At 60.9% G+C, this 25,429-nt stretch carries 31 protein-coding genes and 1 pseudogene; 5 read left to right on the top strand and 27 right to left on the bottom strand.

Annotated features, from left to right (window positions below; all coding sequences use genetic code 11):
• Positions 1-49 precede the first annotated feature (49 nt).
• Positions 50-511 (top strand): DUF1456 family protein, encoded by a 462-nt coding sequence (locus ACQZ2L_RS04605; protein WP_430324851.1) that lies wholly within the window; start codon positions 50-52, stop codon positions 509-511.
• 6 nt (positions 512-517) lie between these two features.
• On the top strand, positions 518-1,213 hold the full coding sequence (tsaA, locus tag ACQZ2L_RS04600; protein WP_430324850.1) for a tRNA (N6-threonylcarbamoyladenosine(37)-N6)-methyltransferase TrmO: 696 nt from the start codon (positions 518-520) through the stop codon (positions 1,211-1,213).
• 76 nt (positions 1,214-1,289) lie between these two features.
• On the opposite strand, the gene fpr is transcribed toward tsaA, so the two are convergent.
• Positions 1,290-2,069, bottom strand: coding sequence for a ferredoxin-NADP reductase (fpr, locus tag ACQZ2L_RS04595; RefSeq protein WP_103436354.1), 780 nt, complete (start codon positions 2,067-2,069; stop codon positions 1,290-1,292).
• Between the two features lie 121 nt (positions 2,070-2,190).
• Between fpr and finR the strand changes: the two genes are divergently transcribed.
• The gene (gene finR / locus ACQZ2L_RS04590) at positions 2,191-3,117 is read left to right on the top strand and encodes a LysR family transcriptional regulator FinR (protein WP_430324849.1); all 927 of its coding nucleotides are present in this window, start codon (positions 2,191-2,193) and stop codon (positions 3,115-3,117) included.
• Here the strand turns inward: finR and ACQZ2L_RS04585 are convergent.
• From ACQZ2L_RS04585 to ACQZ2L_RS04575, 3 genes are all read right to left on the bottom strand, one after another.
• On the bottom strand, positions 3,114-3,476 hold the full coding sequence (locus ACQZ2L_RS04585) for a diacylglycerol kinase (RefSeq protein WP_101317361.1): 363 nt from the start codon (positions 3,474-3,476) through the stop codon (positions 3,114-3,116). The genes finR and ACQZ2L_RS04585 overlap by 4 nt on opposite strands.
• 73 nt (positions 3,477-3,549) lie before the next feature.
• The gene (gene erdR / locus ACQZ2L_RS04580) at positions 3,550-4,200 is read right to left on the bottom strand and encodes a response regulator transcription factor ErdR (protein ID WP_430324848.1); all 651 of its coding nucleotides are present in this window, start codon (positions 4,198-4,200) and stop codon (positions 3,550-3,552) included.
• 76 nt (positions 4,201-4,276) lie between these two features.
• Positions 4,277-4,987 carry a tRNA-uridine aminocarboxypropyltransferase gene (locus tag ACQZ2L_RS04575; RefSeq protein WP_430324847.1) on the bottom strand — a complete coding sequence of 237 codons (711 nt, stop codon included), beginning with the start codon at positions 4,985-4,987 and terminating at the stop codon, positions 4,277-4,279.
• Positions 4,988-5,178: 191 nt separating this feature from the next.
• Here ACQZ2L_RS04575 and ACQZ2L_RS04570 point away from each other — a divergent pair, with 191 nt between their 5' ends.
• Positions 5,179-5,598, top strand: a complete 420-nt coding sequence (locus tag ACQZ2L_RS04570; protein ID WP_430324845.1) for a quorum-sensing-regulated virulence factor family protein — start codon at positions 5,179-5,181, stop codon at positions 5,596-5,598.
• A 19-nt stretch (positions 5,599-5,617) separates the two neighbouring features.
• Here the strand turns inward: ACQZ2L_RS04570 and ACQZ2L_RS04565 are convergent.
• Positions 5,618-5,804: pseudogene (locus tag ACQZ2L_RS04565) on the bottom strand (hypothetical protein).
• A 235-nt stretch (positions 5,805-6,039) separates the two neighbouring features.
• Here ACQZ2L_RS04565 and ACQZ2L_RS04560 point away from each other — a divergent pair.
• Positions 6,040-7,158, top strand: coding sequence for an LOG family protein (locus ACQZ2L_RS04560; protein ID WP_430324844.1), 1,119 nt, complete (start codon positions 6,040-6,042; stop codon positions 7,156-7,158).
• 10 nt (positions 7,159-7,168) lie between these two features.
• Here ACQZ2L_RS04560 and recX read toward each other — a convergent pair whose 3' ends face one another.
• From recX to ACQZ2L_RS04450, 22 genes are all read right to left on the bottom strand, one after another.
• A complete protein-coding gene (recX, locus tag ACQZ2L_RS04555) occupies positions 7,169-7,639 on the bottom strand; it encodes a recombination regulator RecX (RefSeq protein ID WP_101317349.1) in 471 nt (156 codons plus the stop codon).
• A gap of 3 nt (positions 7,640-7,642) precedes the next feature.
• Entirely contained in the window at positions 7,643-8,704 is a 1,062-nt protein-coding gene (gene recA / locus ACQZ2L_RS04550) for a recombinase RecA (RefSeq protein ID WP_101317346.1), read from the bottom strand.
• Positions 8,705-8,806: 102 nt separating this feature from the next.
• Entirely contained in the window at positions 8,807-9,289 is a 483-nt protein-coding gene (locus ACQZ2L_RS04545; RefSeq protein ID WP_430324843.1) for a CinA family protein, read from the bottom strand.
• A gap of 59 nt (positions 9,290-9,348) precedes the next feature.
• Complete coding sequence (locus ACQZ2L_RS04540) at positions 9,349-9,810, bottom strand: lysis system i-spanin subunit Rz (RefSeq protein ID WP_430325155.1); 462 nt, start codon at positions 9,808-9,810, stop codon at positions 9,349-9,351.
• Between the two features lie 32 nt (positions 9,811-9,842).
• Complete coding sequence (locus tag ACQZ2L_RS04535) at positions 9,843-10,391, bottom strand: glycoside hydrolase family 19 protein (protein WP_430324842.1); 549 nt, start codon at positions 10,389-10,391, stop codon at positions 9,843-9,845.
• An 81-nt stretch (positions 10,392-10,472) separates the two neighbouring features.
• The gene (locus ACQZ2L_RS04530; RefSeq protein ID WP_430324841.1) at positions 10,473-11,507 is read right to left on the bottom strand and encodes a phage late control D family protein; all 1,035 of its coding nucleotides are present in this window, start codon (positions 11,505-11,507) and stop codon (positions 10,473-10,475) included.
• A gap of 20 nt (positions 11,508-11,527) precedes the next feature.
• Entirely contained in the window at positions 11,528-11,737 is a 210-nt protein-coding gene (locus tag ACQZ2L_RS04525) for a tail protein X (protein ID WP_430324840.1), read from the bottom strand.
• Positions 11,712-12,557 (bottom strand): phage tail protein, encoded by an 846-nt coding sequence (locus ACQZ2L_RS04520; RefSeq protein ID WP_430324839.1) that lies wholly within the window; start codon positions 12,555-12,557, stop codon positions 11,712-11,714. The genes ACQZ2L_RS04525 and ACQZ2L_RS04520 overlap by 26 nt, the downstream gene beginning before the upstream one ends.
• 9 nt (positions 12,558-12,566) lie before the next feature.
• Entirely contained in the window at positions 12,567-14,192 is a 1,626-nt protein-coding gene (locus tag ACQZ2L_RS04515) for a hypothetical protein (RefSeq protein WP_430324838.1), read from the bottom strand.
• 125 nt (positions 14,193-14,317) lie between these two features.
• Positions 14,318-14,620 carry a phage tail assembly protein gene (locus ACQZ2L_RS04510; RefSeq protein ID WP_430324837.1) on the bottom strand — a complete coding sequence of 101 codons (303 nt, stop codon included), beginning with the start codon at positions 14,618-14,620 and terminating at the stop codon, positions 14,318-14,320.
• A gap of 10 nt (positions 14,621-14,630) precedes the next feature.
• The gene (locus tag ACQZ2L_RS04505; RefSeq protein ID WP_430324836.1) at positions 14,631-15,140 is read right to left on the bottom strand and encodes a phage major tail tube protein; all 510 of its coding nucleotides are present in this window, start codon (positions 15,138-15,140) and stop codon (positions 14,631-14,633) included.
• Positions 15,141-15,153: 13 nt separating this feature from the next.
• Positions 15,154-16,320 carry a phage tail sheath subtilisin-like domain-containing protein gene (locus ACQZ2L_RS04500; protein ID WP_430324834.1) on the bottom strand — a complete coding sequence of 389 codons (1,167 nt, stop codon included), beginning with the start codon at positions 16,318-16,320 and terminating at the stop codon, positions 15,154-15,156.
• 83 nt (positions 16,321-16,403) lie between these two features.
• On the bottom strand, positions 16,404-16,835 hold the full coding sequence (locus ACQZ2L_RS04495; RefSeq protein WP_430324833.1) for a phage tail protein: 432 nt from the start codon (positions 16,833-16,835) through the stop codon (positions 16,404-16,406).
• 3 nt (positions 16,836-16,838) lie between these two features.
• A complete protein-coding gene (locus ACQZ2L_RS04490) occupies positions 16,839-19,025 on the bottom strand; it encodes a phage tail protein (RefSeq protein WP_430324832.1) in 2,187 nt (728 codons plus the stop codon).
• Positions 19,018-19,626, bottom strand: coding sequence for a phage tail protein I (locus ACQZ2L_RS04485; protein WP_430324831.1), 609 nt, complete (start codon positions 19,624-19,626; stop codon positions 19,018-19,020). Before ACQZ2L_RS04485 ends, ACQZ2L_RS04490 begins: the two co-directional genes overlap by 8 nt.
• 1 nt (position 19,627) lies before the next feature.
• A complete protein-coding gene (locus tag ACQZ2L_RS04480) occupies positions 19,628-20,509 on the bottom strand; it encodes a baseplate assembly protein (RefSeq protein WP_430324830.1) in 882 nt (293 codons plus the stop codon).
• A complete protein-coding gene (locus tag ACQZ2L_RS04475; RefSeq protein WP_430324829.1) occupies positions 20,506-20,832 on the bottom strand; it encodes a GPW/gp25 family protein in 327 nt (108 codons plus the stop codon). Before ACQZ2L_RS04475 ends, ACQZ2L_RS04480 begins: the two co-directional genes overlap by 4 nt.
• Before the next feature lie 100 nt (positions 20,833-20,932).
• Complete coding sequence (locus ACQZ2L_RS04470; protein ID WP_430324828.1) at positions 20,933-21,493, bottom strand: phage baseplate assembly protein V; 561 nt, start codon at positions 21,491-21,493, stop codon at positions 20,933-20,935.
• Positions 21,490-21,990, bottom strand: coding sequence for a hypothetical protein (locus ACQZ2L_RS04465; protein ID WP_430324827.1), 501 nt, complete (start codon positions 21,988-21,990; stop codon positions 21,490-21,492). The genes ACQZ2L_RS04470 and ACQZ2L_RS04465 overlap by 4 nt, the downstream gene beginning before the upstream one ends.
• Positions 21,991-21,992: 2 nt before the next feature.
• Complete coding sequence (locus tag ACQZ2L_RS04460; protein ID WP_430324826.1) at positions 21,993-22,340, bottom strand: phage holin family protein; 348 nt, start codon at positions 22,338-22,340, stop codon at positions 21,993-21,995.
• 830 nt (positions 22,341-23,170) lie between these two features.
• On the bottom strand, positions 23,171-23,815 hold the full coding sequence (locus ACQZ2L_RS04455) for a hypothetical protein (protein ID WP_430324825.1): 645 nt from the start codon (positions 23,813-23,815) through the stop codon (positions 23,171-23,173).
• Positions 23,816-24,578: 763 nt separating this feature from the next.
• A complete protein-coding gene (locus tag ACQZ2L_RS04450; protein WP_430324824.1) occupies positions 24,579-25,316 on the bottom strand; it encodes a LexA family transcriptional regulator in 738 nt (245 codons plus the stop codon).
• Between the last annotated feature and the right edge of the window lie 113 nt (positions 25,317-25,429).

Raw genomic sequence — 25,429 nt, 5'->3', positions numbered from 1 at the left:
GGAATACCGCCGCGCCAGCTCGGCGTGGCTTTGAACAGGATTTGCAACAATGAACCACAATGACGTCCTGCGCAGCATGCGCTACATGCTCAAGGTCAATGACGCCAAGATCATCGAGATCGTCGGCCTGTCCGGCCTGACCGTGTCCGCCGACGAAGTCGCAAGCTACATGAAGAAAGAAGAAGAGGAAGGCTATGTGCGTTGCCCGGACGTAGTCATGGCGCACTTCCTCGATGGCCTGGTGATCCATCGCCGCGGCCGTGACGAGTCGCGCCCACCGCAGCCGATCGAAGTACCGGTGACCAACAACGCCGTCCTGAAAAAACTGCGGGTCGCCTTCGAGCTTAAAGAAGACGACATGCATGCGATTCTGAAATCGGTCGACTTCCCGGTGACCAAGCCAGAGCTGAGCGCCCTGTTCCGCAAGGCTGGCCATGACAATTACCGCCCGTGCGGCGACCAACTGCTGCGCAATTTCCTCAAGGGCCTGACCCAGCGCGTGCACGGCTGAGTGAGCATGCAGCATAGCGTTGCCCCGGTTGGCATTGTCCGCTCCTGCTTCAAGGAGAAGTTCGCCATCCCCCGCCAGCCTCAGCTGGCACCAGCGGCGCGTGGCGTGCTCGAGCTGTTGCCGCCATTCGATCAGGGTGATGCGGTGGCCGGCCTGGAGCAGGTCAGCCATGTCTGGCTGCTGTTTCTGTTTCACCAGGCGCTGGAAGACAAGCCACGGCTCAAGGTCCGCCCTCCCCGCTTGGGCGGCAACAAGAGCATGGGCGTGTTCGCCACCCGCGCCACGCATCGGCCCAACGGTATCGGCCAGTCAGTGGTGCGCTTGGAAGGGGTAGAGCCTGGGCGCTTGTTGCTGTCCGGGATCGACCTGCTCGACGGCACGCCAGTGCTGGATATCAAACCGTACGTGCCCTACGCAGATTGCGTCAGCGATGCGAGCAATCTGATGGCCAGTGCGGCGCCTGCACCGATCAGCGTGGCCTGGGCTGACGCGGCCTTGCTGCAAGCCCTTGAGCATGCGCTGCGCCTAGGTGAGCCGCTGGTTGAGTTGATTGAGCAGTGTCTGGCCCAGGACCCGCGCCCGGCCTACCAGGTACCGCCACCGGAGCGCGTCTACGGGGTCAAGTTCTGGGATGTACAGGTGCGCTGGCACTACCCGCAGCCGGACCGTATCCAGGTGCTGGAAGTCACCCTCGACAGCTGACCGCAGGTGCCCACCGGGCAAATCGCAGGCATAAAAAAACGCAGACCTCGGTCTGCGTTTTTTTGTCGCGCTCGCCTTACTTCTCGACGAAAGCGCGCTCGATCAGGTAGTCACCCGGCTCGCGCATCCGCGCCGACACCTTCAGACCGAAGCTGTCGAGCACTTCGCTGGTTTCGTCGAGCATGCTTGGGCTACCGCAGATCATCGCACGGTCGTCCTGCGGGTTGATCGGTGGCAGACCGATGTCGCTGAACAGTTTGCCGCTGCGCATCAGATCAGTCAGGCGGCCTTCGTTTTCAAACGGCTCGCGGGTAACGGTTGGGTAGTAGATCAGCTTCTCACGTACCGCCTCACCGAAGAACTCGTTCTGCGGCAGGTGCTCGGTGATGAACTCGCGATAGGCGACCTCATTCACGTAACGCACACCGTGAACCAGGATCACCTTTTCAAAGCGCTCGTAGGTTTCCGGGTCCTGAATAACGCTCATGAACGGCGCCAGGCCAGTGCCGGTGCTGAGCAGGTACAGGTGCTTGCCTGGGTTCAGGTCATCCAGTACCAGCGTGCCGGTAGGCTTCTTGCTGATGATGATCTCATCGCCTTCCTTGAGGTGCTGCAGCTGCGAGGTCAGCGGGCCATCCGGCACCTTGATGCTGAAGAACTCGAGATGCTCTTCCCAGTTCGGCGAAGCAATCGAATAGGCGCGCATGAGCGGACGGCCGGTTTCTTGCTGCAGACCGATCATCACGAACTGACCGTTCTCGAAGCGCAGGCCCGGATCACGGGTGCACTTGAAGCTGAACAGGGTGTCGTTCCAGTGGTGAACACTGAGGACACGTTCGTGGTTCATGTTGCTCATCTAAGGTGGCTCCTGAAGAAAGACGCAGCGCGGACCAAGCGCACAGTTACGCAATAGTTTAGAGGCAGCGACGATATCTGTTAAGTTGATTATCAAGATATGTCTTATCGGTTATATAGATATGCGATTTACACTTCGTCAGCTGCAGGTTTTTGTCGCGGTAGCCCAGCACCAGAGCGTGTCCAGAGCCGCCGGCGTGCTGGCCTTGTCGCAGTCGGCGGCCAGTACTTCGGTGACCGAACTGGAGCGCCAGTCCAGCTGCCAACTGTTCGACCGCGCCGGCAAACGCCTGAGCCTCAATGCACTGGGCCACCAATTGCTGCCCCAGGCAGTGGCCCTGCTCGACCAGGCCAAGGAAATCGAAGACCTGCTCAACGGCAAGTCCGGTTTCGGCTCGCTGTCGGTGGGCGCAACCCTGACCATCGGCAATTACCTGGCGACCCTGCTGATCGGCAGCTTCATGCAGATGCACCCGGAGAGCCAGGTCAAACTGCATGTACAGAACACTGCGCACATTGTGCAACAGGTTGCACACTACGAAATTGACCTGGGTCTGATCGAAGGCGACTGCAACCACCCAGACCTTGAGGTGCAGCCGTGGGTCGAGGACGAGCTGGTGGTGTTCTGCGCACCGCAGCATCCACTGGCCAAAGCTGGCCGGGCAGACATTGCCACACTGTCCCAGGAGGCGTGGATCCTGCGTGAGCAGGGCTCGGGCACGCGGCTGACGTTCGATCAGGAAATGCGCCACCACCGCGCCAACCTGAACATCCGCCTTGAGCTTGAGCACACCGAAGCGATCAAGCGCGCAGTCGAGTCGGGGCTGGGCATTGGCTGTATCTCGCGGCTGGCCCTGCGCGATGCATTTCGCCGTGGCAGCCTGGTCGCCGTGGAAACACCGGAGCTGGATCTGTCACGGCAGTTCTACTTCATCTGGCACAAACAGAAGTACCAGACCTCAGCCATGCGCGAGTTTCTTGAACTGTGCCGCAACTTCACCGCCGGTGTGCGTCGCAGCGACGAGATCGTCCTGCCGCCGATTGCCTAGAGCAGAATCACGCCCCAGACCAGCGCCACCATCAGCAGCGACACGAACTGTGCAGCGCTGCCCATGTCCTTGGCGTTTTTCGACAGCGGGTGGCGGTCCAGCGAGATGCGGTCGATGGCCGCTTCGATCGCCGAATTGAACAGCTCGACGATCAGCCCGAGCATGCACACGGCAATCATGATGGCCCGCTCGGCGCGGCTTACCGGTAGCCAGAAGGCAGTTGGCACCAGTACCACATTGAGCAGCACCAGTTGGCGAAAGGCCGCTTCGCCTTTGAATGCTGCGCGCAGCCCGTCCAGCGAATAGCCAGCGGCATTGAAGATACGTTTAAGGCCGGTCTGGCCCTTGAATGGCGACATGGGTGTCACTTCACCGAGAAAAAGGCCAGAAGGCTAGCCGGAGCCGGGTCAAAAAAGCGTGAAGCCGCAGCTTTTAATTGCTGGCAACTGATTCAAGCTGTTGCAGCAGCAGCGCGGCTTGGGTCCGGGTACGCACGCCGAGCTTGCGGAAGATCGCCGTGACATGGGCCTTGATGGTCGCCTCGGAGACGCTCAGCTCGTAGGCAATCTGCTTGTTCAGCAAACCTTCGCAGACCATGGTCAGCACCCTGAACTGCTGCGGCGTGAGGCTGGCCAGGCCTTCACTGGCGGCTTTGGCTTCCGCCGAAACATCGACCTTCTCAAAAGCCTGTGGCGGCCACCACACCTCACCGTCGAGAACCTTTTGCACGGCATCCTGAATCTGCTCGAGGGTGCTCGACTTGGGAATGAAGCCACTGGCGCCAAACTCGCGCGACTTGACCACCACCGCCGCTTCTTCCTGGGCCGAGACCATCACAACCGGAATCTGCGGATACTGCCCGCGCAGCAGGACCAGGCCGGAGAAGCCATAAGCGCCTGGCATGTTCAGGTCGAGCAGGACCAGATCCCAGTCGGCCTTATCGCTGAGGTGGGTTTCCAGTTCGGCGATGCTCGCCACCTCGACCAGCCGCACGTCCGGGCCCAGGCCAAGCGTGACCGCCTGGCGCAAGGCGCTGCGAAACAGCGGGTGGTCATCAGCGATGAGGATTTCGTAAGTGGCCATCGATCAATCGATCCTGTTCTGTGCCGGGGCACGGTGCTCGTCATTATGACGCAAACCCGGCTGGCTGCCCCTTGGACTATAGGAAGGTATGCAAGCGCTGATGCGGTTCATCCTGCAAGTCCAGTGGCAAATGCCGCTTGGCGCTCAGGTAATGTAGGCTGAACACGTCCAGATAGGCATCCAGTGCTTGCGCCGCACGCACGTCACCCGCCAGCTCCAGACACATCGCCGCCACTTCGGCAGTGCAGAAGTGATCATCGCGCTTGGAGCGGCGCAGGCGGTAGCGCGACATCTGTTCGGCTTCCAGGCTGAGCACCGGGAAGCGGTCCAGATATGGGCTTTTACGGAACATCTTGCGCGCTTCGGTCCAGGTCGCATCGAGCAGGATGAACAGCGGACGCTTACCTGGCGGCAGGCTGACCTCATTGACCACCCGCTGCTCGGCGACGAACTCGCCAGGGAAGACGATGTACGGTTGCCACTGCGGCTGTTCCAGCAGCGCCAACAAGCCAGGATCGACCGCCGTGCGCTGCCAGCCAAAGGCCGAGGTGTCTTCGATCAAATCAGCGATCAACCAACCGGTATTGGTCGGTTTCAACGGCTCGGTGTCATGCATCAGTAGGCACACGCCCGCTTCGGCCGTGACGGCAGGCTTCAGCGCACACAGGCAGTGACTGGCAATGACCCGACAATGGACGCAGCGCACCGCGCGCGAACCACGGGCTACAAAGGGTTTGACGCTACGGGCCAGGCGCTCGGCGCGCAGCCGCGCCACCGCGTGGCTCACGAGGCCACGCCGCAGGACAGATTAACGATGATCACTTCAACAACTCGGCACAAATCGAAGGCGCCAGTCTATCAGAGCAGCGCTGTTTTGCCGTGCAGCGCCTGCGCGCCTTATAATCGATCACCCGGCGCCAACGGAACGCCAGCCGCAGGTGCCGGTCAAAGCGCCAGTCATTGAATCAGGAGAGATCCATGCTGCGTGTTATCGTCCCGACCTTGAGCCTGCTGCTCATGTTGCCCCTCGCAGCTCAGGCCGCGTCCAAGCAAGAGTATGAGCTGAGCCAGTTGCTGCAGAAGGTCGCCAAGGAAAGCAGCGTTGGCACCCCTCGCGCTATCAACGAAGACATCCTCGATCAGGGTTACACCGTTGAAGGCAAAGCGCTGATCAACCACCTGAGCGTACGCCAGGAGCATGCCGAGCGCATGCAGAGCAACCCGCAGCAAGTGCGCAGCCAACTGGGTGACAGTGTTTGCCGCAACAATGGCTACCGCCAGTTGCTGTCCAAAGGCGCGGTGCTGGTTTACCGCTTCACGGTGTACAAGAGCAACAGCCCGGTTATGGACCAGGCCTTTGATGCTGCCAGCTGCACGGCCGGCAACAAGAAGAAGTGATCGCCTGCTGCTGACGGTCTCACTTGGCGCGCCGCTGCTCATCTTCGGCGCGCAACTCTGCCAGCAACGCCTGCAGATACCTCGAGTGCCCTTCTGCGCCGCCCAACCGGCGCCGACACTCGACCTCCAGACTCCAATGATGCGCGCGCAGCGTTTTCCAGCAGCCGGTATAGCTGTTGGTCGACTTCGATAACCAAACGATGCATCCGGCCACCTCCCGCGCCTGGCGCTGTGCTGCTGGTTGCAGGTGACTGCCCCGCACTCCAAGTGAACAGGATCGCACCGCCAGTGGCTCGCGCCCCGACCAGCGGACGGCTCCAGCACGATCACGTCACAACGTCTAAATTGTTATTCAGCCCTTGTGCCTTTTTGCCAAGCCCGGCCCACGCGCCGCCTGGCAGAAACCGGCACTGAAGGTCCTGCTGCACAAGGAGGAGTTGTATGCCCTACCAAGCCAACGAGCTGCTGTTGACCCACTTCAAGGACAGCGGCATCGACCTGAGCAACATCGATCTACAACTGCAACAAGTGGCGCCCAACAGCGCCAACCTGCCGCTCTACCGCGACATGATGCTGACCGTGCTGCGCATGGCACATGACGACAGCAACCGCTGGAACGCCAAGATCACCCTGCAGGCCCTGCGCGAACTTGACCACGCCTTCCGCACCCTCGAGCGCTACCGCGGCCGGCGCAAAGTCACCGTATTCGGCTCGGCGCGTACGCCGCTGGAGCATCCGTTGTATGCCCTCGCCCGTGAGCTGGGTGCCAGCCTGGCGCGCAACAAACTGATGGTGATCACCGGTGCCGGGGGCGGCATTATGGCTGCGGCGCACGAGGGTGCCGGCACCGAGAACAGCCTGGGATTCAATATCACCCTGCCCTTCGAGCAACACGCCAATGCCACCGTCGATGGCACCGACAAACTGCTGCCGTTCCACTTTTTCTTCATCCGCAAGCTGTTCTTCGTCAAGGAAGCGGACGGCCTGGTGCTCTGCCCGGGCGGCTTCGGCACGCTCGATGAGGCACTTGAAGTCCTGACCTTGATCCAGACTGGCAAAAGCCCATTGGTGCCGGTGGTGCTACTGGACTCACCCGGAGGGACCTTCTGGCGAGATTGCCTGGCGTTTCTCAGCCGGCAACTGGAAGAAAACCACTACATTCTCCCCCGTGACCTGAAGCTGATGCGGCTGGTGCACAGCGCTGAAGAGGCAGTGGAAGAGATCACCCAGTTCTACAACAATTATCACTCCAGCCGCTGGCTGAAGAATCAGTTTGTCATTCGCATGCATCACCCGCTCAGTGAAGCCGCACTGTTCGACGCCCAGGAGGCATTTGCAGATCTACGCCTGAGCGGCAGCTTCCAGCAGCAGGCCGATGCGAGCGCAGAACATGAAATGGATCGCTTTGATCATCTGACTCGGCTCACTTTTGCCTTCACCGGACGTGACCAGGGACGCTTGCGGGAGTTGATCGACTTTATCAACCTGAGCGAGAACTGGGCCAGGCCAGAGCCGATACAAACCACTCAACGAGCCCGCCAAGCGCTGAAAGCCAGTTGATCATGGAGATTCAGTAGTCGTCGAGGTCTCGGCCGTTCAACAGGCGGCCGACCATGTCCATGGCAAAGCCACGGTAGACCAGAAAACGGGTTTGCTGTGCGCGAGTGCGCGGATCATGAGGGAGCTGCCCGGCAAACTTGCGCTGCCAGACATCCTGCAACCGTGAAGCCCAGTTCACCCCGCTGTCACGCAGGGCCTGCTCGACATCAGCACGGTTGAGGCCACGCTGGGTCAGCTCTTCACGAATACGTGCAGGGCCATAACCGGCGTTGGAACGATAGGCAATGAAACTCTCGAGGTAACGGGCTTCACTGAGTAAGCCGTCTTCGGTGAGCCGATCGAGCGCAGGCTCGATCAGGTCATCTGTAGCTCCGCGCTGACGCAACTTGCGCGTCAGCTCCACGCGACCATGCTCGCGTCGCGCGAGCAGGTCCATGGCTGTCCGCCGAACCGCAACCGGGGTGTCGAGTACGGCGGGCATGGGTCAAGCTTCTGCGTCGGCGTCGGCACCCGCTGGCTCGGCAGCAGCGGCTGCTTTGCCGGCTGCGGCAACAGCACCCAGGTTGAGCAGCTTGTCGCGGATCTGCTTCTCGAGGTCCGCACCGACGGCTGGGTTATCTTGCAGGTACTTGGCGGCGTTGGCCTTGCCCTGACCGATCTTGTTGCCCTGGTAAGCGTACCAGGCACCGGATTTTTCGATCATCCCGTGGGCGACGCCCAGGTCGATGATCTCGCCGTTACGGTAGATACCCTTGCCGTACAGAATCTGGAATTCGGCCTGACGGAACGGCGGCGAAACCTTGTTCTTGACGATCTTGACGCGGGTTTCGCTGCCGACCACTTCGTCGCCTTCCTTGACCGCGCCGGTACGGCGGATGTCCAGACGTACCGAAGCGTAGAACTTCAGCGCGTTACCACCGGTGGTGGTTTCCGGGCTGCCGAACATCACGCCAATCTTCATTCGGATCTGGTTGATGAAGATGACCAGGCAGTTGGCGTTCTTGATGTTACCGGTGATCTTGCGCAGCGCCTGAGACATCAGACGTGCCTGCAGACCGACGTGCATGTCACCCATTTCGCCTTCGATTTCAGCCTTGGGTACCAGCGCTGCCACGGAGTCGATGATGATCACGTCTACTGCGTTGGAACGCACCAGCATGTCGGTGATTTCCAGCGCCTGCTCGCCGGTGTCCGGCTGCGAGACCAGCAGGTCTTCGACGTTGACGCCCAGCTTGCCGGCGTACTCTGGATCCAGCGCATGCTCGGCATCGACGAAGGCGCAGGTGGCGCCGGCTTTTTGTGCTTCAGCGATGACCGACAGGGTCAGCGTGGTTTTACCCGAAGACTCTGGGCCGTAGATTTCGACGATACGGCCTTTCGGCAGACCGCCAATGCCCAGCGCGATGTCCAGACCCAGCGAGCCGGTGGAAATAGCAGGCATGCCCTGGCGATCCTGATCGCCCATGCGCATGACTGCGCCTTTACCGAATTGACGTTCGATTTGACCCAGGGCCGCAGCCAAGGCGCGCTTCTTGTTGTCGTCCATTGAAATCCTCACGTGATCGACTGGCCCTGACGGCCCGAATAACTGTATAAGTAGCCAGTATTATTCCACAGCAACGCGCCTGAGCAAACCCCTGTTGGCAATTTACTCGGTGCCAAGCTGTAACAAGCCGTCTAGCGCGGCTATCACCGTTTGTCGGCGCACCGCTTCACGGTCGCCGGCAAACTGCTTGCGCACACTGCTGACGCGGTCGCCATCAGCCCAGGCCAGCCAGACGGTGCCAACCGGTTTCTCTGCTGAACCGCCACCAGGACCGGCCACACCGCTGACGGCCACGGCAAAGCGCGCGCCACTGCCGGCCTGCGCGCCCCGCACCATGGCTTCGACCACCTCGCGGCTAACCGCGCCGACCTGCTCGAACAACTGCACTGGCACGCCCAACTGGCGAGTCTTCTGGCTGTTGGAATAAGTCACGTAGCCGGCCTCGAACCACGCCGAACTGCCGGCAACCCGCGTGATGGCCTCGGCGATGCCGCCACCGGTGCAGGATTCGGCGGTGGTGACCTGCGCATTGAGTTGCTGCAGATGCTCGCCCAGACGAGTTGAAAGAACGGTGATTGGGTCCATGGTCGGCTCCTGACGGGAATGCGCCCTACCCTATCACCCTGAGAGGGTCAGACAAGGGGTCAGCGCGTGAGTTCGCGGACGTAGGCCTGGCAGGCACGCAACGTGATCAATCCGCGGTCGCCGGTATCGGTGATGGCGATAATTCGTCGAGCATGCGCTGGCTCAAGTCGGGCGCGTACGGCGCCATGATCCACGCTGGCGGGGGCGCCGGCGGTGGGCACAGTGGTGCAAGCGCTGTCGCGCTCGACCAGGACTGACAACCGCTGATCAGCAGTGGCAATCCGATCACGCAGGCGAGCCTGAGTCTGTTCGGCATTGGTAAGCTCCTGGAAATAGCGAGATTCGCTAACCTGCAGACGCTGCTGCAGGTCGCGCTGTGAGGCTTGCGTGGCCAGCAGTTGGCCGGCAAGCGTCTCGGCCTGCAGACGCATCTGCTGTGCATGGCTGGCCGCCTGGTCGGCCAATTGCCGGCCATATCGCCACCCCTGGACCTGCCAGGCCAGCGCAGCGCACGCCAGCATGAGCAGCAGAAAGAGCCCCAGCGAGGCGCGGCTCAACAGAGCACCTCGCGTGCCCGGGCCCACAGCGCCAGGCGATCTTCCAGGCCATTCAGGCCGCCATTGATAAGACGGGTGATGCGGTTGAACTCACCGCGATCCGCCAACGCGTTGAGCCCGCGTGAGTGCCAGAACCAGGCCGCCGACTCGCAGGCCCAGCGCGGTTGCTCGAGCAACTGCGGCTGCGCTAGCAAGCGCTCGTCGCCAAACAGGGCCCGGCTGCAGGCCTGATAACTGTTGCGGCCGGTGATCTGAATCAGGCCGCGACCGCAGTACAGCTGGCCATCACCGTCGGCCTGCGGTGTATTACCCAGACGCCGCGCAAGGCTGCCGGTGTCGTAACGGGAGAGGTAGCGATCGCCACCCAGCTCCTTCACATAGCGCAGTTGGCCGGATTCATGGCCGACCTGCGCGAGAAACGCCGCGATGCGCCTGGGATGATCGATTTGCCAGCGCGGCAAAGCCCCGTTGAGCGCTGCGAGAAAGGTGCCGGCCCGCTGGCCGGCAAGGGGAAATATCTGGGTGAGTTGGCCTTCGGTAAGCATGCTGCACCTCCTTGTTTAACAAAAAAAGCCCAGGACACGGTCCTGGGCTTGAGCCGCGACGATGAGCCGCGCACACGTTGCTCAGGCTTTGATAGCCGTGCCTCCCCGCGGCGCGACGCCCTTGTTGTTGGATTTGCCCTGGCTGCCTCCATTGCAATGCACCGTGGTCTGCCAACCGCTGTTGGTGAACTGCTGTTCAACCGAATCGATCAGGTACAACCCGTCCAGCCCGGCACAAAAGCCGCTGGTTTCGATGCTGCGCTCGGCAAACAGATCGGTTCGCCCGGCCATCTCCAGGCGCAGGCTGGCAGTGCCGCGATTGAAGCTGGCCAGCCGCGCCCTGGCGGCCTGTTCGGCGGCGGCGCGATTGGGGTAGACGTGGCGGTCGGTATGCACCGGCTGATCGCCCGGCAAAACCGCGCTGTTGGCCAGTTCGACCACCTGCAGCGCGCCGCTGGCAGGGTCCTGGTGGCGGGTGCGCACGGCCTTGTGGGTCTGCTGGTCATCCAGGCGGAACTGCCATTTACTGACCATGCTGCGGTCAAGCGTGACCACGCCCAGCGGCTTGCCGCTGGCGCTCTTGCCAGCCTGGCGAGGCAGCACCAGCAACTGGCCATTGGCAAGTTTGGCGGTGCAATCGTAGAGCCGCGCCAGACGCGTGATGAAGGCCAGGTCAGACTCCGCGTACTGGTCGACCCGCGCGACCAGTGCGGTCAGCGGGCACACCGCCTGCCAGCCGTTACGCGCAGCAATTTCATTGACGATCCGTTGTAGCGGCAGCGCTTCCCAACTGCCGCTGCGGGTGGTCTTGCCGCTGCCGCAAAGGTCACTGGCCTTGCCGCGGATGACGAGGGTGTCAGGCGGGCCGGACAGCTCCACTTCATCGACCGTAAAGCGTCCAAGCCGGGTCAGCGGTTGCCCGGCATAGCCGAGATGAACCTCGATCGAGGCGCCTCGGGAAGGTAATGCGAGTGCGCCGTCGCGAGCGTCGATACGCAGCTCGAAATCATCTGACTGCATGCCCGGCTTGTCGCTGGTGCGCAGCAGTAGCAGGCGCTGGTTGATCAGGGTGGTGATGTCGTTGCCGTCGGCAACGATACGAAACTGTGGTTGCATGGGGTGGCTCCAAAGCAGGGTCAGTCCCACAACTGGACCGTTGTGCCGGCAGCGGCGTGCGGGAGGTCTGGCAAGCTGATCAGCACCCCGCCGGCAAACGGCTGGGTCTCATCTGCCAGGCCGTAGTTGGCCGCCAGCACTGCTTCGACGCTGCCGTTGAGGTGGCCGTAATAGTGCTGGCAGAGGCTGTCGAGCACGTCCCCCTCAGACGTCATGCAGGTCTTGCCCATAGCTGATGAACTCCAGTGAGAAGGTTTGTTTACGCGGGATCCCGCCGGCCAGCAGGCTGCTCTGCTCTTCTTCAACGCTGGTCAGGCACCAGGTGCCGAGCACCTCGCCGTACCCGCTGATCAACGACAGCGGCAGCAATTGCCGGCCAATGCTGCGCAGGGCCTGTAACTGGCCGAGCCCGCCTTTGAAAGTCGGGAAGATCGCCCCACGGATACTGATGGTCTCTTCGCCGAGGCCCACCGCCTGTTGCGCGCTGGCGCGGCTGAGGCGCTCCTGACCTGCCCAGCGAAAGCGAGTCTGACGCCGCAGTTGGTCGAAGGCGGCAGTATCCAGATTGAAGTAGTACGCTGCGGCACCAGGTTTGAGCGGTTGCAGCACAAGCAGGTGCGCAAACGGCGTGACCGCCTCCGCTGCCGGGGTGCTGTCGGGGGCAAAACCCAGGGTCGAGAGCGCGCCGGTAACTGCCGCGCGCACTCCCCCCACCACCCGACGCACCGCGGCCCCGGCTTTGTCCACTTGCTCGGCGAAGGTGCCGAGGCGATCACGCACCTGGCGCACCACGCTGAGGGTCTGGTCGTATTTGTCGATGACCTTGGCCACCTTGGCCTGGGCCGTGGTGATTGCGCGCATGCTGCGTTGCAGGCGCGCACCGATGGCCGGCCCCACCACCGGCAGGCCCTCCAGGCTGGCGACGGCGCCTTGGACATGGTCGATGGCCTGATCCATCGGCTCGAGCATGGCGTCGATACGCCGACGCCCCGCTTCACCCGCCTTGACCAGCGCGTGCAGGCCGGCCTGCAGCTGTTCCTGATAACTCATGAGTGCTCCTCAACCAACGTGGGGTATTTCAAACATCTGCACTGCGCGGGCCTGACGCATCAGCTCTTCCAGCTGACTGCGGGCTATCGCCTGCAGCTGGAGCAGCGTGGCGGGGTCGTCGAGGCTGTTGTTGAAGGTGACCGGCATGTTGGCGGTGAAGGTGACTTGCTGATTGATAGTCGGGACGGGAGCTACCGGGCCGGATTCGCGATCGGGCTTGGGCTGCTCTGCTGAAGGCGCCTCTGCGGTCACTAGCCTGGCCAGCCAACCGCCAATCTGCTCGCCCCCCAGGCTCCCCAGCACACCGCCTACCAGACCGCCGACTGCGGTGCCGATCACCGGCACGAACGAGCCGAGTGCAGCGCCTGCTGCGACACCGGCGAGGCCTCCGCTGAGGCCGCCCAGAGCGCTGCCAAAGACTTCACCTTTCTGCGCAGGTGTCGCATCACTGCTGTAAGCGCTGGCGAGCTGAAGCGTGGTATCCGCCAGTACCAGACCTGGCAGCCGTTTCAAGCCCCTCCCTGGCTGCGAAAAAGCAGAACTGGCACCCACCTTGGCAAAGATCAATTGCAACAGATCTGGCGCAGCACTTGAAACGCTTGCCTCTGCAGACTGTTTGTCTGAAAGGGCGGGTGGTATGGCGAGCCAATCTTTGCCTGTGACCGCATCAATCGCTGTCGTTGCCACCCGACTGTACACGCCGACTACCGCGGCAAACTTAGTCATCGGTGCCGTCGCATTCTGCGTGGCCTCCTCGACCTGCGGCTGTTGCTCCTGCTGCCCGGTGTCTGCGTCATTTGCTTGCCCAGCAGGCGCGACCGCAGATGCCTTGGCAGCAGCCGGCTTTGGCTGGCCCTGGGAAGCATCGAACACTTCGCCGCCTACCCGATGACCGATCACTTCACCCAAGGCGGTACCGATCGCCGCTGAACGCTTTTGAACACGCTTATTGTCTGAAAAGAAAATTCCCGATGCTGTGCCGATTACCTTCCCGAAAAATCCCCCAGCAGCCGTGCCAGCCCCTTCGGCTTGCTCCTTGCCATCCTCGCCTGTGGCCAATGCCTTGCCAACATCAAGGACAACGTCGAGCCAGTCCTCACTGGCAACTTCTTTGCCGGCTTGGCGCCCCTCCCGTCGTCTATGGGCGGGAGCTCGTCGGCTCGCTACATAGCCCGAGCCAGCAAACAGGGTGGCGACCGCCGCATACCATGTGAGTTTGGATTTATCAGGAGCTTCCTCCGTAGGCGCCGCGGAGCGCTGCTGCGACCTGGATGAGTCATTCGCCGCCGCGCTGGATGTCTGTTGATTGACCACAGCCAGTCCAGAAATTACCTGGTTCAGCCGGGTCAGGTTTTGATGCAGACGACCCAGCTGATCGTTCACAGGAGCCAGCGCCAGACGCTGTGCGCCTGCCCCCTGCGAATGATCCGGCTCGGTCGAGCGGCCGATTTGACGCCCCGGTTCAAGCACAGGCCCGACACCGGCCCAAGCGCCAATGATCAAACCGAGCCGCGTGGTATTCATTTGCTTGCGTAACAGATCGATGCTGATGCGCAGTGCGTCAAGCGCAACCCCCAACGGCGGGCTGAAGTTAACGCTGAGCCCCAGCTTGAATGGCCCTATAGTCTCTGCCATGGCTTACTCCTGCTCACTCCGAAAGCCACCAGACCATGTCGCCATACGACATGGTCATGATCTCGCTTGCGGAAAAGTTCAGCTCCTTGGCCAGCCGCTTGGCAGCGGCCTTGTGCCGGGCCGGGTCAAAGTTCGTCGTCTTGCACCAGGCGAAAATAGCCCGCCTGCAGACGGCTGTAGTCCTTCAGAGCGAGGCCTTCGAGGTCCTTCACACCGACCTCGGCCAGCGAGGCGAACAGGTTCAGTTCACGCTGTTCGTCATCATTGGCGCCGCCCGCCTGGGCGTTGCGAATATCGCGCACGGTGGGTGCGCGCAGGGACAGGCTATCGACCTGGACGCCATTGGCCTGGCTGGGCCGGGACAGCTGCACGCTGACGCGTTCAGCGCTCAGGGTCAGCCATTGCGGCAGTTTTTTTGCTTGAGCCATGGGCTTCTCCTTAAATGCCGAGCGCAATGCGTTGCGCGGTCAGCTGATCGACACCATTGATTACGCGCTTCATGCCCAGTGCATCGATCTCGTAGACCAACCGGCCATCGACTTCGAGCTTGTAGTAAGTCACGGCCACGCTGTGCTTGATTTCAGCTTTGTCACCGGACTTCCAGTCGCCCATGTCGACTTCCTTGAGGGCGCCGCGCAGGGTTACCACCACCGGGTTGATCTTGCCCTTGAGGCCCTTGAAGGCGCCGCGGAAGGTGCCGTTGAAGCCGCTGCCATCAGCCAGACCGAAGAACTTCAGGGCGTCGCGGCGCACGCCGGTGGTGGTGAACGCCGCCTCCTGTTTCTCCATGCCTTGGTCCATTTCGACCGGCATGTCCATACCGCCTGGGCGGTGCTCTTCCATTTTCAGGGTGAGCTTGGGCAGGGTCAGGCTGGGTACATCGCCCTGGAAGCTGACGCCATCGACGAACAGATTAAGGTTGGCCAGGGTTTCGGGAATCATTGCCATGTAAATGCGCTCCTTAAGCGACGGAATCGAGGACTTCGGTCAGCCACTGGTTGGTGACTTCAACGCGGAAGTTGGGGTTTTCAGCAGGTGGGACGTCGGTGAAGCGGATGTTCCAGTACACCTTGCCTTGCTCCAGCTGGCTGGCAGTGTTCAGCTCAGGGTCGGCGAACACCTCGAAATTGATGATCGCGCCCTGGTTCTTCAGGTCGCGCATGAACGCCTGCAGGCCCTCGGTGACGTCCTTGACATAGGTCGCGGTAATGGCGCGATCGACCGCCCATTTGTGGCCATAGAGGATCGCGTCCATGACGATATCCATGGTCCGCACACGGGTGACGAAGGCCCATTTCGCGTCGGCCGACAGGGTGCGGTTGCCCCACAGGCGGAAGCCGTCATCGCGAATGATGGTGGCGATGTTGGCGTTGTTGAGCAGGTTGGCCCGGCAGGTTTCGTCACCGTCGAGGAATTCGATCGGGCGACCGGTGCCGGTGATACCGACGAACTCCTTGTTCGATGGCGAGGCCCAGAAGCCGTACTCCGCGTCAGTCCAGGCAAACAGCCCAGCCACATACGCCGAACCAGGTGCATCGACCGTGGCGTTTTTGCTGGTGTCCCAGTACTGCACACCCGGATCGACCATGTAAGCGCGCTTGGCGCCGAACTCGCCGGCGTAGGCGATGACCGCTTCATCGGTGGTGTTGGGGCCGTCGATGATGGCAATTGCGCGCAGCTTGTCAGCCAGTGCCACCAGGGCAGTCGCGACCGCCTGGGTCGCGCTGTGCTTGGGGGTGACCAGCAGGCGCGGCTGGGCGTTGAAGCGGCTTTTGCCGTCGAGCAGCGCCTGCAGGCCGGTACGCTTGCCGTCCACCAACGTCCCGCCGATGATCGCCGAAGTCTGCTCGGCAGCGTCCTCGAGCTTGGCCACGCCGCAGGCGACAATCACCGCCTTGGCGCGGGTAAACACGGCTTGGCAAGCCTTGGTGATTGCCGCGTCAACGCCGAACGCCGCAATCGCCTCGCGCTCACTGGTGATCAGTATCAGGTCGTTGGGCTGCGCGGTGAGCGCTGGCGCCGGGGTGAAGGTATCGACCAAACCAATGATCGAGGACGACGGCAGAGCGATGGTGCGTGCGCCGGTGTCGACGTTTGTTACGGTAACGCCGTGAAAGAAGCCAGACATAGACTCTCCAGATATGAAAAGGCCCCGCGTCAGCGAGGCCTAGGGGTACAGCGGAAAAGAAAACGCCCCGTCGGTGCGGGGCGTTATTGGGATTGGTCGGCGATCCAGGACGGTGCTATCGGCCTGTGCTCGACGACGGGGAAATGTTCGGACTGAGGCCAGTCGCGCAGGTCCTGCAGGTAGCCCAGTAGATCGGCGAACTGGTTGGCTGACAGGGTCGTTTCGCGCTGCAGATCTTGCTCATCGCGGTGACGGTCGCGCAGCCATTGCCGCGTAGCCAGCTCAGCATCGCGCCATTGCCGCTCTTGCTCTGCCTGCTGGTCCTGTGTAAGCGGCGGCGGGTCAATCAGTATTGGCAGCCCCTGTTCATCATGGCTTCGGAGCTTGCCAGGCTCAGGGTTACCGATCACCGAATCAAAGCAGTCATCGGAGATTTCCACGGCATCTTCTGGAATGGCCTTATGAATGCCTACGAGGTAGCACATACCCGTGCTCATGCTGTAAAGCCGTTTCATAGATCAATATCCGATTGCAAAGTAGGAGTTAGTTTGGGCCGCCGAGTTGGCGCTGAAGAACGTTGATTCAGTGGCTGCCCAAAACTCTGCTGCCTCAAAGGCTGACGAAAGATTGCCCCAAGGCGAACCCACCATGCTTAGGCACTTGGTGGGAAACGGGATCACGAAGTTTTTCTGAGTACCCGCAACAGCAGAAGATGGCACCGTGCCCCATTGAAAAACAATACCACCTAGCCAAGTTGGCAAAATCAGGTAACCGTTTGACGTCATGCTCGCGGCAAAGCCAAAACGCATGCGCTTGGGCGTCACCACCGCGATTTCAGTAGCCCCTTGGTTGACCTCGGCTTGAGTGGCAATCGTTCCTGTCAGTAGCGGGTTGCCGCTCCACTTCAAGACTCCGGCAGCGTCCATGATCAATCGACCCGCCTTGCGAGCGGCCCAGAAGAACCCGATCCCCGGCGCGTACTCATCGGTAATCTGGGCCGCACCTACCTCCTGAGCCTCGCGCATCACAAGGCCCACATCCAACGAGCCTATCCCTGCGGTAGGTGACGCCAATTGCGGCTGCTGCCTGCTTGTGTAATCGTTCTTGACCACCAACGCATCGGAGATGCCGTAGCCTGCCAACGTGGTGCTTTTGTTTGCTTTGCCTGCCAGTGCGCTTGTCGTCGTGGTGGCAAAGTTGGGATCATTGGCCAACGACGCGGCTAGTTTCTTTAGCGTGTCGAGCGCACCCGGTGCTGAATCGACTACAGCGGCAATAGCAGTTTGGACGAATGCGGTGTTGGCGATCTGCAGCGTGTTTGAACCCTTGGCTGCAGTTGGCCCTGTCGGGATACCTGTAAACCCAGGGCTTTCCAGATTCGCCAGCTCGAACGGCTCCTGCCAGGTGCCATCGTTGTTACTTACCCTCCCTAAAATCCGCTTTTGGTAGGGATAGTTGGCAATCTCGAACCCACGATTAGTGGCATACGCCATACGCTGTACGAATACGAGCAGCGGGTATGGCGATATCACTGAGGGATAGTAGTAGTTGCCAGACGGCAGGCTGTTTAATTCCTCTTTAGTCGCAGGTATGGCGCCGCTGGTGGTATGGCCGAGACCATATTGGGCGTTGAATTGCGCCACCATACGGCGCGCCCAATAAGTGTTAACCGAACTGTAGTCATTGGACTCAGGCGCAACTGTGGGCACCCGTGGGTTTCCGGTGAAGAGCGGGCTGTCCAGCCCAGCCTTGAGCGCGAGCGCGGCAGTGACCTCAGCTTTGGTGTACACGTCCGTAAGACCATAGCCGGCGACCGTGGTCGGGGTGGTGGCCGCCGTGACGTGACCGTTCTTGTCGACCGTGACGCTGCGGTAAGTACCGGCAGCCACGCCGGTGCGGCCAAACACCATCTCGAAGCTCAAGCCCGAAACGCCGAGGGAAATCAGCGCATCAGTGACCAACTGCCAGATGCTGTCGCTGTTAAGTGTCCCTTTCTCAACATGCACCAAAAGGCCCGGCGTCACCTTGGCGCTGGTGTCCGCGTCTGCAGTTCGGGTCCAGGCCCCGGCAGCCACGCTATACAGCCCGTTGTCCTTCGCCACGGTCTGATTCTTGACGAGCACTCGGTTGCCGGGCAGCAACGCCACCCCGTCGACCGTCTGCAAGCCGCCAAGGACGATGTTTGACGTGGTGGCCGTTACCACCGAATGCTTGAAATCCTGCCTCGCCAACTCCTCGGTGACCCACTCACGAGTGGCAAGTACCACGCTAGGATCGATCTTCAACTGGACGTTACTGGCACTACTCACCACCAGGTTCATCCGCACCACTTGGATACGTCCCGAGCCTTGGCTGAGGAGCGGCTTGTAGGTCGGTGCACAATTGGCCACGGCGACCATATCGCCGTCCGCATCGTACAGCGCAATCTCGCGAATCCAGCGCCCACCCACCTCGGCAGGAATCACCTGTTCGGCAACGATGACAGCACTGTTCTTGTCATCCACCTTGAGTTGATTCAACGGCGCACGTCGCCACTCGTTGATCAGGCTGACCTGAGTGGCATTTGGAGTCGGGTCGCTGCCGTTGGCATCTCCCAACCCCATCTGCGTAATCTTCCAAGCGATGCCCAATGCATCGGCATTGGCCTGTTTCGCCGCACCCACGTTAGTGAGGATGGCGTAGAACTGTGAATTCTGATCAACCATGTGCAATGTCCAAGATATCAATTGAATGTTCGCGACCGCCGCGACCAATGGCGCCTGTGACCGCAATGACCGATGACGCAAGCGGATAGATATCCAGCTCGTCACCGTCCTGAATCGCGCAGCCCAGATGCAGTGCGCCACGGCTTTCCAGACTTATCACCAGCCCCGTGAGGTGGCGGCTGAGCGGCTTGGCGTCATCGATCAGCGCCGACAACTCGGCATATGTCTGCTCACTGATGCCCGCATCAGAAACGCCGATCTTCAAAGCAAAGGTTCCCGGCACAGCAGCCAGCTTGGCCTGCCACCACTCCTCCACTTCGATCAGGTAGCCAAACGGCTCGACCACCCGCCGCAGCGCGCCAAGGGTGCCTTTGTGGGCATGTACGAAGAACGAGGAGCGAATCACCGAGCGTTTGATCGCGTCGCTCCAACTGTCGTCCCAGCGGTCGACCGACCAGGCCCAGGCGAGTTGATAGAGCAAGTGCGGCGGGCAATTTTCAGGGCTGTAGAGCAGGCGCAAGTCGACCTTGAGGTCTTCATCGCCTGCGGCTTCGATGGCACATTCCAGCGCGGTGCGGTTGAGCGGCAGCAGGCTGTCCATATCAGCCGCCTCGCTTCAGATCGAAGCCCGTGCACCACGCCGCCTGGGACTTGCTCGGACGAATGTCGGCCCAGCCGCTGAGTTCGACCCGACTGACCCCGCCGATGTGCAGCTGTGCATCGATCCCGGAGCGTGCAACTTCGACGCCCAGGCGCCGGCGCGGGTTGATCCAGGCTTGCAGGCGACGACGACACTCGGCGAGCACCGCCTCCGACTCAGGGCCGCTGTCAGCGATGTAAAGGGTGGCATCAATGCGGTACGACAAGACCTCGGCGCTACGCACGGTGACGCGGTCGGCTACCGGGCGAATGTCATCGTCGTTGAGGTAAGCGGCGACCTGGGCCAGCAACTGCGCATCTGCCACGCCGTTGCCTTCCAGGCTCAACACAGTGACATCGACGACGGCAGGCGACGGGCTCTCGGCGGTTGCGTCAGCGACCAGGCCCGAGGCGTTGCGAGCGTGCAGGATGTAACTGTTGCGCGGCCCGGCAGTGGTGAGCCCCTCGTAGACCAACTGCACCCGCTCACGCAGCGCCGCGTCAGATTCGAACAGTGCCTCGAGCGGCGGTACCTGAGTCCGGTCTTCAGCCTGGATCAGCAAACGCTGCAGGCTGACATTGGCCGCTAACTGGTCGAGGTCGCTGCCTTGGGCGTAAGCCAACAGCAGTGCCTTGGCCGCGTCATTGATGCGTGCCCGGTTGAGCAACTTGCGGTAGGCCCCGACTTCCAGCAGCTTGCAGACCGGGTCGCTTTCCAGCTGTGCGGTCCAAGCGTCCCCCAGATGCGCACGAAAGGTCTGCAGATCAGCCTGGTACAGGGCCTCGTAGTCGAGGTCTTCGAGCAGTTGAGGGGCCGGCAATTGGGCCAGGTCGACTTGACTCATACCTGCACCTCGAGCATGGCGTCAGCCCCCAGATAGCGGCCCCGCAAACTCATGCTGACCTGACCTCCGATCACCGCAATCACCTTGACTCGCTCCAATTGCAAACGCGGTTCCCAACGTCCCAGAGCACGGGCGACTTCAGCCTGGACGGCGCTTTTCCAACCTTCGTTGACAGGCAGGTCGACGTAGCGGCGCAGTTGGCTGCCGTATTCCGGGCGCATACGACGGCTGCCGAGGGGGGTAGAAAGGATGTCTTCAATCGATTGACGCAGGTGGGCGATGCCGGCCAACGGCTGGCCGGTGCGCCGGTCCATACCGATCATGGCGCACCTCCAGGCGAGGGCCGGACAGCGATGGCCGAGCCCCATGGGCAGGTTTGCATAGCAGTCTCCTGGCAGAAAAAAACCCGCATCGGCGGGTCTGTTAATGTTTGTGATTGGCCGTGTTGCCGGCCGTGTCGATGATCTGGCCACCGCCATGGATATCACCGCTGACCACCAGCGGGCCCTTGATCGAGACGCTACCGGTGAGGGTTATCGCCGCTGCGTCAAGGCTGATGGCGCCATCGCTGACCTGCAGCGAGCTGGCCCCGACCCGGATGCTGGCGTTGCCGGTCGGCAAGTGGATGTCGTAGCGCCGCGCTTGCCAGTCGTAGGCCAGTGAGCCGCCGTCGGCGAAATGCCACACCTCGAGGTGATCGCGGTTATCTGGCGGGCTTCCCGCGTTGCCATACAGCCCAGGGAAGAAGGTGCCCTGGGCCGGCTCGCCGCTGGGACTCAACAGCACGCCCTGCTCGTCGATGCTCGGCGCGCGCCAGTGACGGGCCTGGCCTGCGGCCAATGCATGCCAGCGCACCCAGGCGCTGCTCCAGCCGCTGCCATCCGAGACCCGCACTCGAGCTGCGGCAGGATCCACCGCCACGACGCGGCAAGGGATGACCAGGCAGGCCAACATACGGTCGTGCATTGAACTTGAATAACTCATGACAGATCCTGCGGCGGGAAGTAATTGCCCTCGTTGCCTGGGCCGGTTTCCGGGCTGATCCCCAGCATCAACTGCCCAGGCGGCTGGTCGGGCCAGTCCCAGCGTGGCTCGCCAAGCAGCACCGGCTGGTCCCAGCGCACCGTCCAGCCACTGCCATCAAACTGCGCCTCGACATTACGGCTCGCTTCGACGAAATCCAGCTCCCAGAACTGCTGGCGCAGCACGTCGATCAATTGCGCAGCCAGCAGGCTGCCCTGCAGACGCGCCTCGGCCTGGGCGCTATCCGCGGCGGTAATGTCCGCTTCGAAACTGGCAAGCAGCACCGAGCGCCCATCGCGAGGGGCTGGGTCGGCCGTCATGCGCACCACGCCATGGCGCAGTGCGGGTAATGCCGTGTTATTGCCTACAGATGAATATGCATCGACTGACGCAAGTTCCGGGATCGCCTCACGGATGGTTGCGGTCACTGCCGCATGTAATGTTGTCAGTTCGCTCATGCTCAGGGCTCCTCTCGCACATCTGCCCGCACGCCGTCGCGCAGCCCAAGCCGCTTGGCTGCCCAGCGTTCATAAAGGCCGATGGCAACATCGGCTCCCGCCATCGCCGTCAGGCAGCCAAAGGCGCTGGCGCTCCAGATCGACATGCCGCTGGCGTACAGCAGCATCACCGTCGACACGCCACAGATCATGCATGCCCCGGAACGCAGCGCCAGCCGGCGCATCAGCGACCAGCCTTTTGCTCCAGCCTTGTCGGCCCGCCACATTTCGCCGGAAACACCGCCCAGCAACGCCAGGACGATTACCAGCCAGAGCGGCATTTCCAGTAACGCTTGTTGCTCGTTCGTCACTGTCCTGTCTCCTGTGTGATGCCCGCCGACGACTGTCGACAGGTCGGTTTACGCTTCAACTCGGCATTCCAAAAAGCCCGCCATCGCGTGTTGCTTTTCAGTTGACGGATCAGCCTTACGATCCGCCGGATACCGGGTTTGAGAAATCTTCTATGCCCTGAGGCCATCACGCTTTAGCCGGTAATCCAGAAACGTCGCTCCGATACCTGCGCGTAGCGCAGCCCACTTCCCGCCCGTTGCTGACAGGGGACTGATCGCTGCCAAGACGAGTAGTTGCACAGGTTCTGGCGAGGCGGCGTTAGCCAATGCCGACTGCTGCCTTCATCGGCATTGTTTAAATGTGCACAACAAACCCCGATACCAGGAAGGCTGATAACGGATTCTCTAGTTAGCGCGACTTGCGTTCAGATACTTGTGTGAATAGCACTGTGGTGAATACCGAAGCTAAGGGTTGCTGCTGGTAACAGAGTAAATCGATAGAAACAGCCAGGCCATTTCCATGCCAACCAGCAAGCCATCTCGCCGTACAACACCGACTTTGCCAACGTGGGTTGGAGCGATAGAGATAGACGGCACATGAACTTGGGCAAGTTCGAAAGGGCCAATGTCACTCTGCGATTTTGGTGCATGGGAGATCTAAAGATATGTGCAGGACTACAACGTCGAGTGTCGGCCCTAGTTACTGCCAGATGCCGTTATGGAGAAGTTGAGGCGCTTAAGCACAGATTTCTGGCTGTTTGGACCAGAACTTTTCGGTCCCAGCAGTAGCCTTCTACATCCAAACTGTAGGTGGTTACGGGTATCCCCTAAACCAGCTATGGGCAATTGGGTCAGTTAGTGATCATCAGATCTAGGCTGGTGGCATCGCAGGAATAGTTGCTCTTCTTGTCGATTACCAGATAGAGGGCAGCACCGTCGGTTACGGCTACATCATTTGCCTTGAAAGTGGAACTGCCGCGATTGGCAAGATTACCGGACTGCAGAATGGTGTCTCCTAGATTTAGCGACCAGGCAATGCCATCACCACAAGAACCATGTAGATCGTTGACACTACCTAAAACATTGATATTTCCGCTCACCGGACTGGTCCAGCGAATAATGCTCTGGCTGTTAATGCCGGGGTGGGTAACCACGTCACCCTGCTTGAACACGAAACTTCCGCCAGAACCTGTGAAAGTGTAGGTCTGCTTCACTACTGCTACGTAAGCTCGGCTGGCCGCCTCACGCCAACAGGTCATCGGAGTATCGCTACAAGTGGTGGCATCGAACGTTGGCAGCAGCGTGTAGCTCGTTGGAACGTTCGAAGCCCCTTTATTCTGCATGAACGACCATGGTGAGCCAGCGGGCGCACCTTCAGTCATCAGATACATATCACGCGCCAGATTCCACGATTGAGCAGTCGCTGCCCAAACGGAGGAGGATACAGCGGAGGCCGCCAAGGCAGCAGAAAGGATTGTAGTCTTCAAATATTTCATATGCATAACTCGGTATCGATAATGAACGAGGTTTACTGATGCGGCGCATGCCGAACTGAACCGCTCAATGGCGATGACTCAAGGCTCGTAGCCTTTACATAATTCAGAATCCCCCAGCGGGAACGCTTTGTCTGGAACTCAAGTGAGCGCGCCTTCACGGGGTAAGACTTCTGCAGCATTTACCGCAGCGCAAGTCCTTTAACGCCGGCAAAACCATTGAGTTCCTGCTCACCCCCTCCCACTCACTTGCGCGAGCAGTCAGGGCCCACTGGCTTGCAGGTAAAGTCTGCGATCAGGCAACTACTCTGGGATGTCCGCACCCTTCGGAGTAACCCTCTCGTTTCTCACTGTACATACGGCAATAACCGATCTATTCGACCGCCATCGCCGGCTTTTCAGTAATGCGTGGTCAACCGCAGGCCACTGCTGGTGACACCTGCGGTCATGTCCAAAACTGTTAACTCCGACCGCGGCCGCCTGCCCGCCGGAAAACTGTTCGTGGTGCTTTACGCTGCACACCCGGGCCAGTTGCCAACCCTCTGAACAGTTGAGGCCTGTTCATCGCTGCCTTTGCAACAACCGGTTTCTGCCCGGCTTGAGAAACACGTTATGCGCATATGCATATGCAGTCAATGCATTTATTCATAGATTTTCCCATGAGGATTTGCTGATATGCATGAAGGCCATGCATGACGCTGGTTGTAGGACTTTTCTGCAGGCGAAAAAAAACCCGCCGAAGCGGGTTTGATCTGACGATGTTCACTCAGCGGGCGTACATCCCCCACCAGAAGACGTGGCCCAGCAGGCTGATCTGCTCATCCTGCATCTGCTGGAAAGTGTAATCCTCGTCGGGGTGCTCATCGCGGTTGAAGCTGCGCAGGCGGATGCCGGTTGGCAGGCGATACACCTGCTTCACACGCAACTGGCCGTTGTGATTGATGGCATAGAGGTCGCCGTCGACGATATCGCCGATCGCACATTTACCGGTATTGACCCCTACCGTGGCGCCATCGCGCAGCACCGGCAGCATGCTGTTGCCGCGCACGGTCACGCACTTGGCGTTGTCGAACTGGACGCCATTGTGGCGCAGGCTGCGCTTGCCGAAACGCAGCCGCGCACGCTCGCTCTCTTCGATGACGAATCTTCCTGATCCTGCTGCCAACTCGACCTCGCGAAGAAAGGGCACGCTGACCTCGTCGTCCTCGACGGGGGTTTCGTCGTCCCACAGGCTGATATCGCTCATGTCGGCATGACCATGAGCTGGCTGCGCCGCTTCACGCGACTCGCCGAGTTCGGCGCGGCCACGTAACTGGTCGGTGCTGACGCCGAAATACTCGGCGATTTTGGAGACGTGTTTGTCCGACGGATCAACGATCTTTTCGCTGAGAATCCGCGAAAGCGTGGATTGGGGAACGCCCGTGCGCCGGTGCAGCTCCGTCGGAGACAGGCCGTGGCGGTCGAGCAAGGTCTTGAGTACGGAGGCTACGTTGCGTTTTTGCATAAGACGCATAATGCAACGAGTTGTGCGCAAATGCAATTGATGCGAAAGCGCACAGACAAGCCCGCGCCTCAGCAGAGCGCGGCAATCCATTGGCGTATCGTCCCTGCATCGCC

Source organism: Pseudomonas shirazensis (genome assembly GCF_050496565.1).
GTDB classification, from domain to species: domain Bacteria; phylum Pseudomonadota; class Gammaproteobacteria; order Pseudomonadales; family Pseudomonadaceae; genus Aquipseudomonas; species Aquipseudomonas shirazensis_A.
The sequence above is the reverse complement of the archived record's forward strand: the minus strand, read 5'-3'. Positions and strand labels throughout refer to the sequence as shown.

What these genes read in the sequence shown, in the direction of transcription:
- ACQZ2L_RS04605 (WP_430324851.1), top strand. Translation starts at nt 50, where the DNA reads ATGAACCACAATGACGTCCTGCGCAGCATGCGCTACATGCTCAAGGTC.
- tsaA (WP_430324850.1), top strand. Translation starts at nt 518, where the DNA reads ATGCAGCATAGCGTTGCCCCGGTTGGCATTGTCCGCTCCTGCTTCAAG.
- fpr (WP_103436354.1), bottom strand. Translation starts at nt 2,069, where the DNA reads ATGAGCAACATGAACCACGAACGTGTCCTCAGTGTTCACCACTGGAAC.
- finR (WP_430324849.1), top strand. Translation starts at nt 2,191, where the DNA reads ATGCGATTTACACTTCGTCAGCTGCAGGTTTTTGTCGCGGTAGCCCAG.
- ACQZ2L_RS04585 (WP_101317361.1), bottom strand. Translation starts at nt 3,476, where the DNA reads ATGTCGCCATTCAAGGGCCAGACCGGCCTTAAACGTATCTTCAATGCC.
- erdR (WP_430324848.1), bottom strand. Translation starts at nt 4,200, where the DNA reads ATGGCCACTTACGAAATCCTCATCGCTGATGACCACCCGCTGTTTCGC.
- ACQZ2L_RS04570 (WP_430324845.1), top strand. Translation starts at nt 5,179, where the DNA reads ATGCTGCGTGTTATCGTCCCGACCTTGAGCCTGCTGCTCATGTTGCCC.
- ACQZ2L_RS04560 (WP_430324844.1), top strand. Translation starts at nt 6,040, where the DNA reads ATGCCCTACCAAGCCAACGAGCTGCTGTTGACCCACTTCAAGGACAGC.
- recX (WP_101317349.1), bottom strand. Translation starts at nt 7,639, where the DNA reads ATGCCCGCCGTACTCGACACCCCGGTTGCGGTTCGGCGGACAGCCATG.
- recA (WP_101317346.1), bottom strand. Translation starts at nt 8,704, where the DNA reads ATGGACGACAACAAGAAGCGCGCCTTGGCTGCGGCCCTGGGTCAAATC.
- ACQZ2L_RS04545 (WP_430324843.1), bottom strand. Translation starts at nt 9,289, where the DNA reads ATGGACCCAATCACCGTTCTTTCAACTCGTCTGGGCGAGCATCTGCAG.
- ACQZ2L_RS04540 (WP_430325155.1), bottom strand. Translation starts at nt 9,810, where the DNA reads ATGCTGGCGTGCGCTGCGCTGGCCTGGCAGGTCCAGGGGTGGCGATAT.
- ACQZ2L_RS04535 (WP_430324842.1), bottom strand. Translation starts at nt 10,391, where the DNA reads ATGCTTACCGAAGGCCAACTCACCCAGATATTTCCCCTTGCCGGCCAG.
- ACQZ2L_RS04530 (WP_430324841.1), bottom strand. Translation starts at nt 11,507, where the DNA reads ATGCAACCACAGTTTCGTATCGTTGCCGACGGCAACGACATCACCACC.
- ACQZ2L_RS04525 (WP_430324840.1), bottom strand. Translation starts at nt 11,737, where the DNA reads ATGGGCAAGACCTGCATGACGTCTGAGGGGGACGTGCTCGACAGCCTC.
- ACQZ2L_RS04520 (WP_430324839.1), bottom strand. Translation starts at nt 12,557, where the DNA reads ATGAGTTATCAGGAACAGCTGCAGGCCGGCCTGCACGCGCTGGTCAAG.
- ACQZ2L_RS04515 (WP_430324838.1), bottom strand. Translation starts at nt 14,192, where the DNA reads ATGGCAGAGACTATAGGGCCATTCAAGCTGGGGCTCAGCGTTAACTTC.
- ACQZ2L_RS04510 (WP_430324837.1), bottom strand. Translation starts at nt 14,620, where the DNA reads ATGGCTCAAGCAAAAAAACTGCCGCAATGGCTGACCCTGAGCGCTGAA.
- ACQZ2L_RS04505 (WP_430324836.1), bottom strand. Translation starts at nt 15,140, where the DNA reads ATGGCAATGATTCCCGAAACCCTGGCCAACCTTAATCTGTTCGTCGAT.
- ACQZ2L_RS04500 (WP_430324834.1), bottom strand. Translation starts at nt 16,320, where the DNA reads ATGTCTGGCTTCTTTCACGGCGTTACCGTAACAAACGTCGACACCGGC.
- ACQZ2L_RS04495 (WP_430324833.1), bottom strand. Translation starts at nt 16,835, where the DNA reads ATGAAACGGCTTTACAGCATGAGCACGGGTATGTGCTACCTCGTAGGC.
- ACQZ2L_RS04490 (WP_430324832.1), bottom strand. Translation starts at nt 19,025, where the DNA reads ATGGTTGATCAGAATTCACAGTTCTACGCCATCCTCACTAACGTGGGT.
- ACQZ2L_RS04485 (WP_430324831.1), bottom strand. Translation starts at nt 19,626, where the DNA reads ATGGACAGCCTGCTGCCGCTCAACCGCACCGCGCTGGAATGTGCCATC.
- ACQZ2L_RS04480 (WP_430324830.1), bottom strand. Translation starts at nt 20,509, where the DNA reads ATGAGTCAAGTCGACCTGGCCCAATTGCCGGCCCCTCAACTGCTCGAA.
- ACQZ2L_RS04475 (WP_430324829.1), bottom strand. Translation starts at nt 20,832, where the DNA reads ATGATCGGTATGGACCGGCGCACCGGCCAGCCGTTGGCCGGCATCGCC.
- ACQZ2L_RS04470 (WP_430324828.1), bottom strand. Translation starts at nt 21,493, where the DNA reads ATGAGTTATTCAAGTTCAATGCACGACCGTATGTTGGCCTGCCTGGTC.
- ACQZ2L_RS04465 (WP_430324827.1), bottom strand. Translation starts at nt 21,990, where the DNA reads ATGAGCGAACTGACAACATTACATGCGGCAGTGACCGCAACCATCCGT.
- ACQZ2L_RS04455 (WP_430324825.1), bottom strand. Translation starts at nt 23,815, where the DNA reads ATGAAATATTTGAAGACTACAATCCTTTCTGCTGCCTTGGCGGCCTCC.
- ACQZ2L_RS04450 (WP_430324824.1), bottom strand. Translation starts at nt 25,316, where the DNA reads ATGCAAAAACGCAACGTAGCCTCCGTACTCAAGACCTTGCTCGACCGC.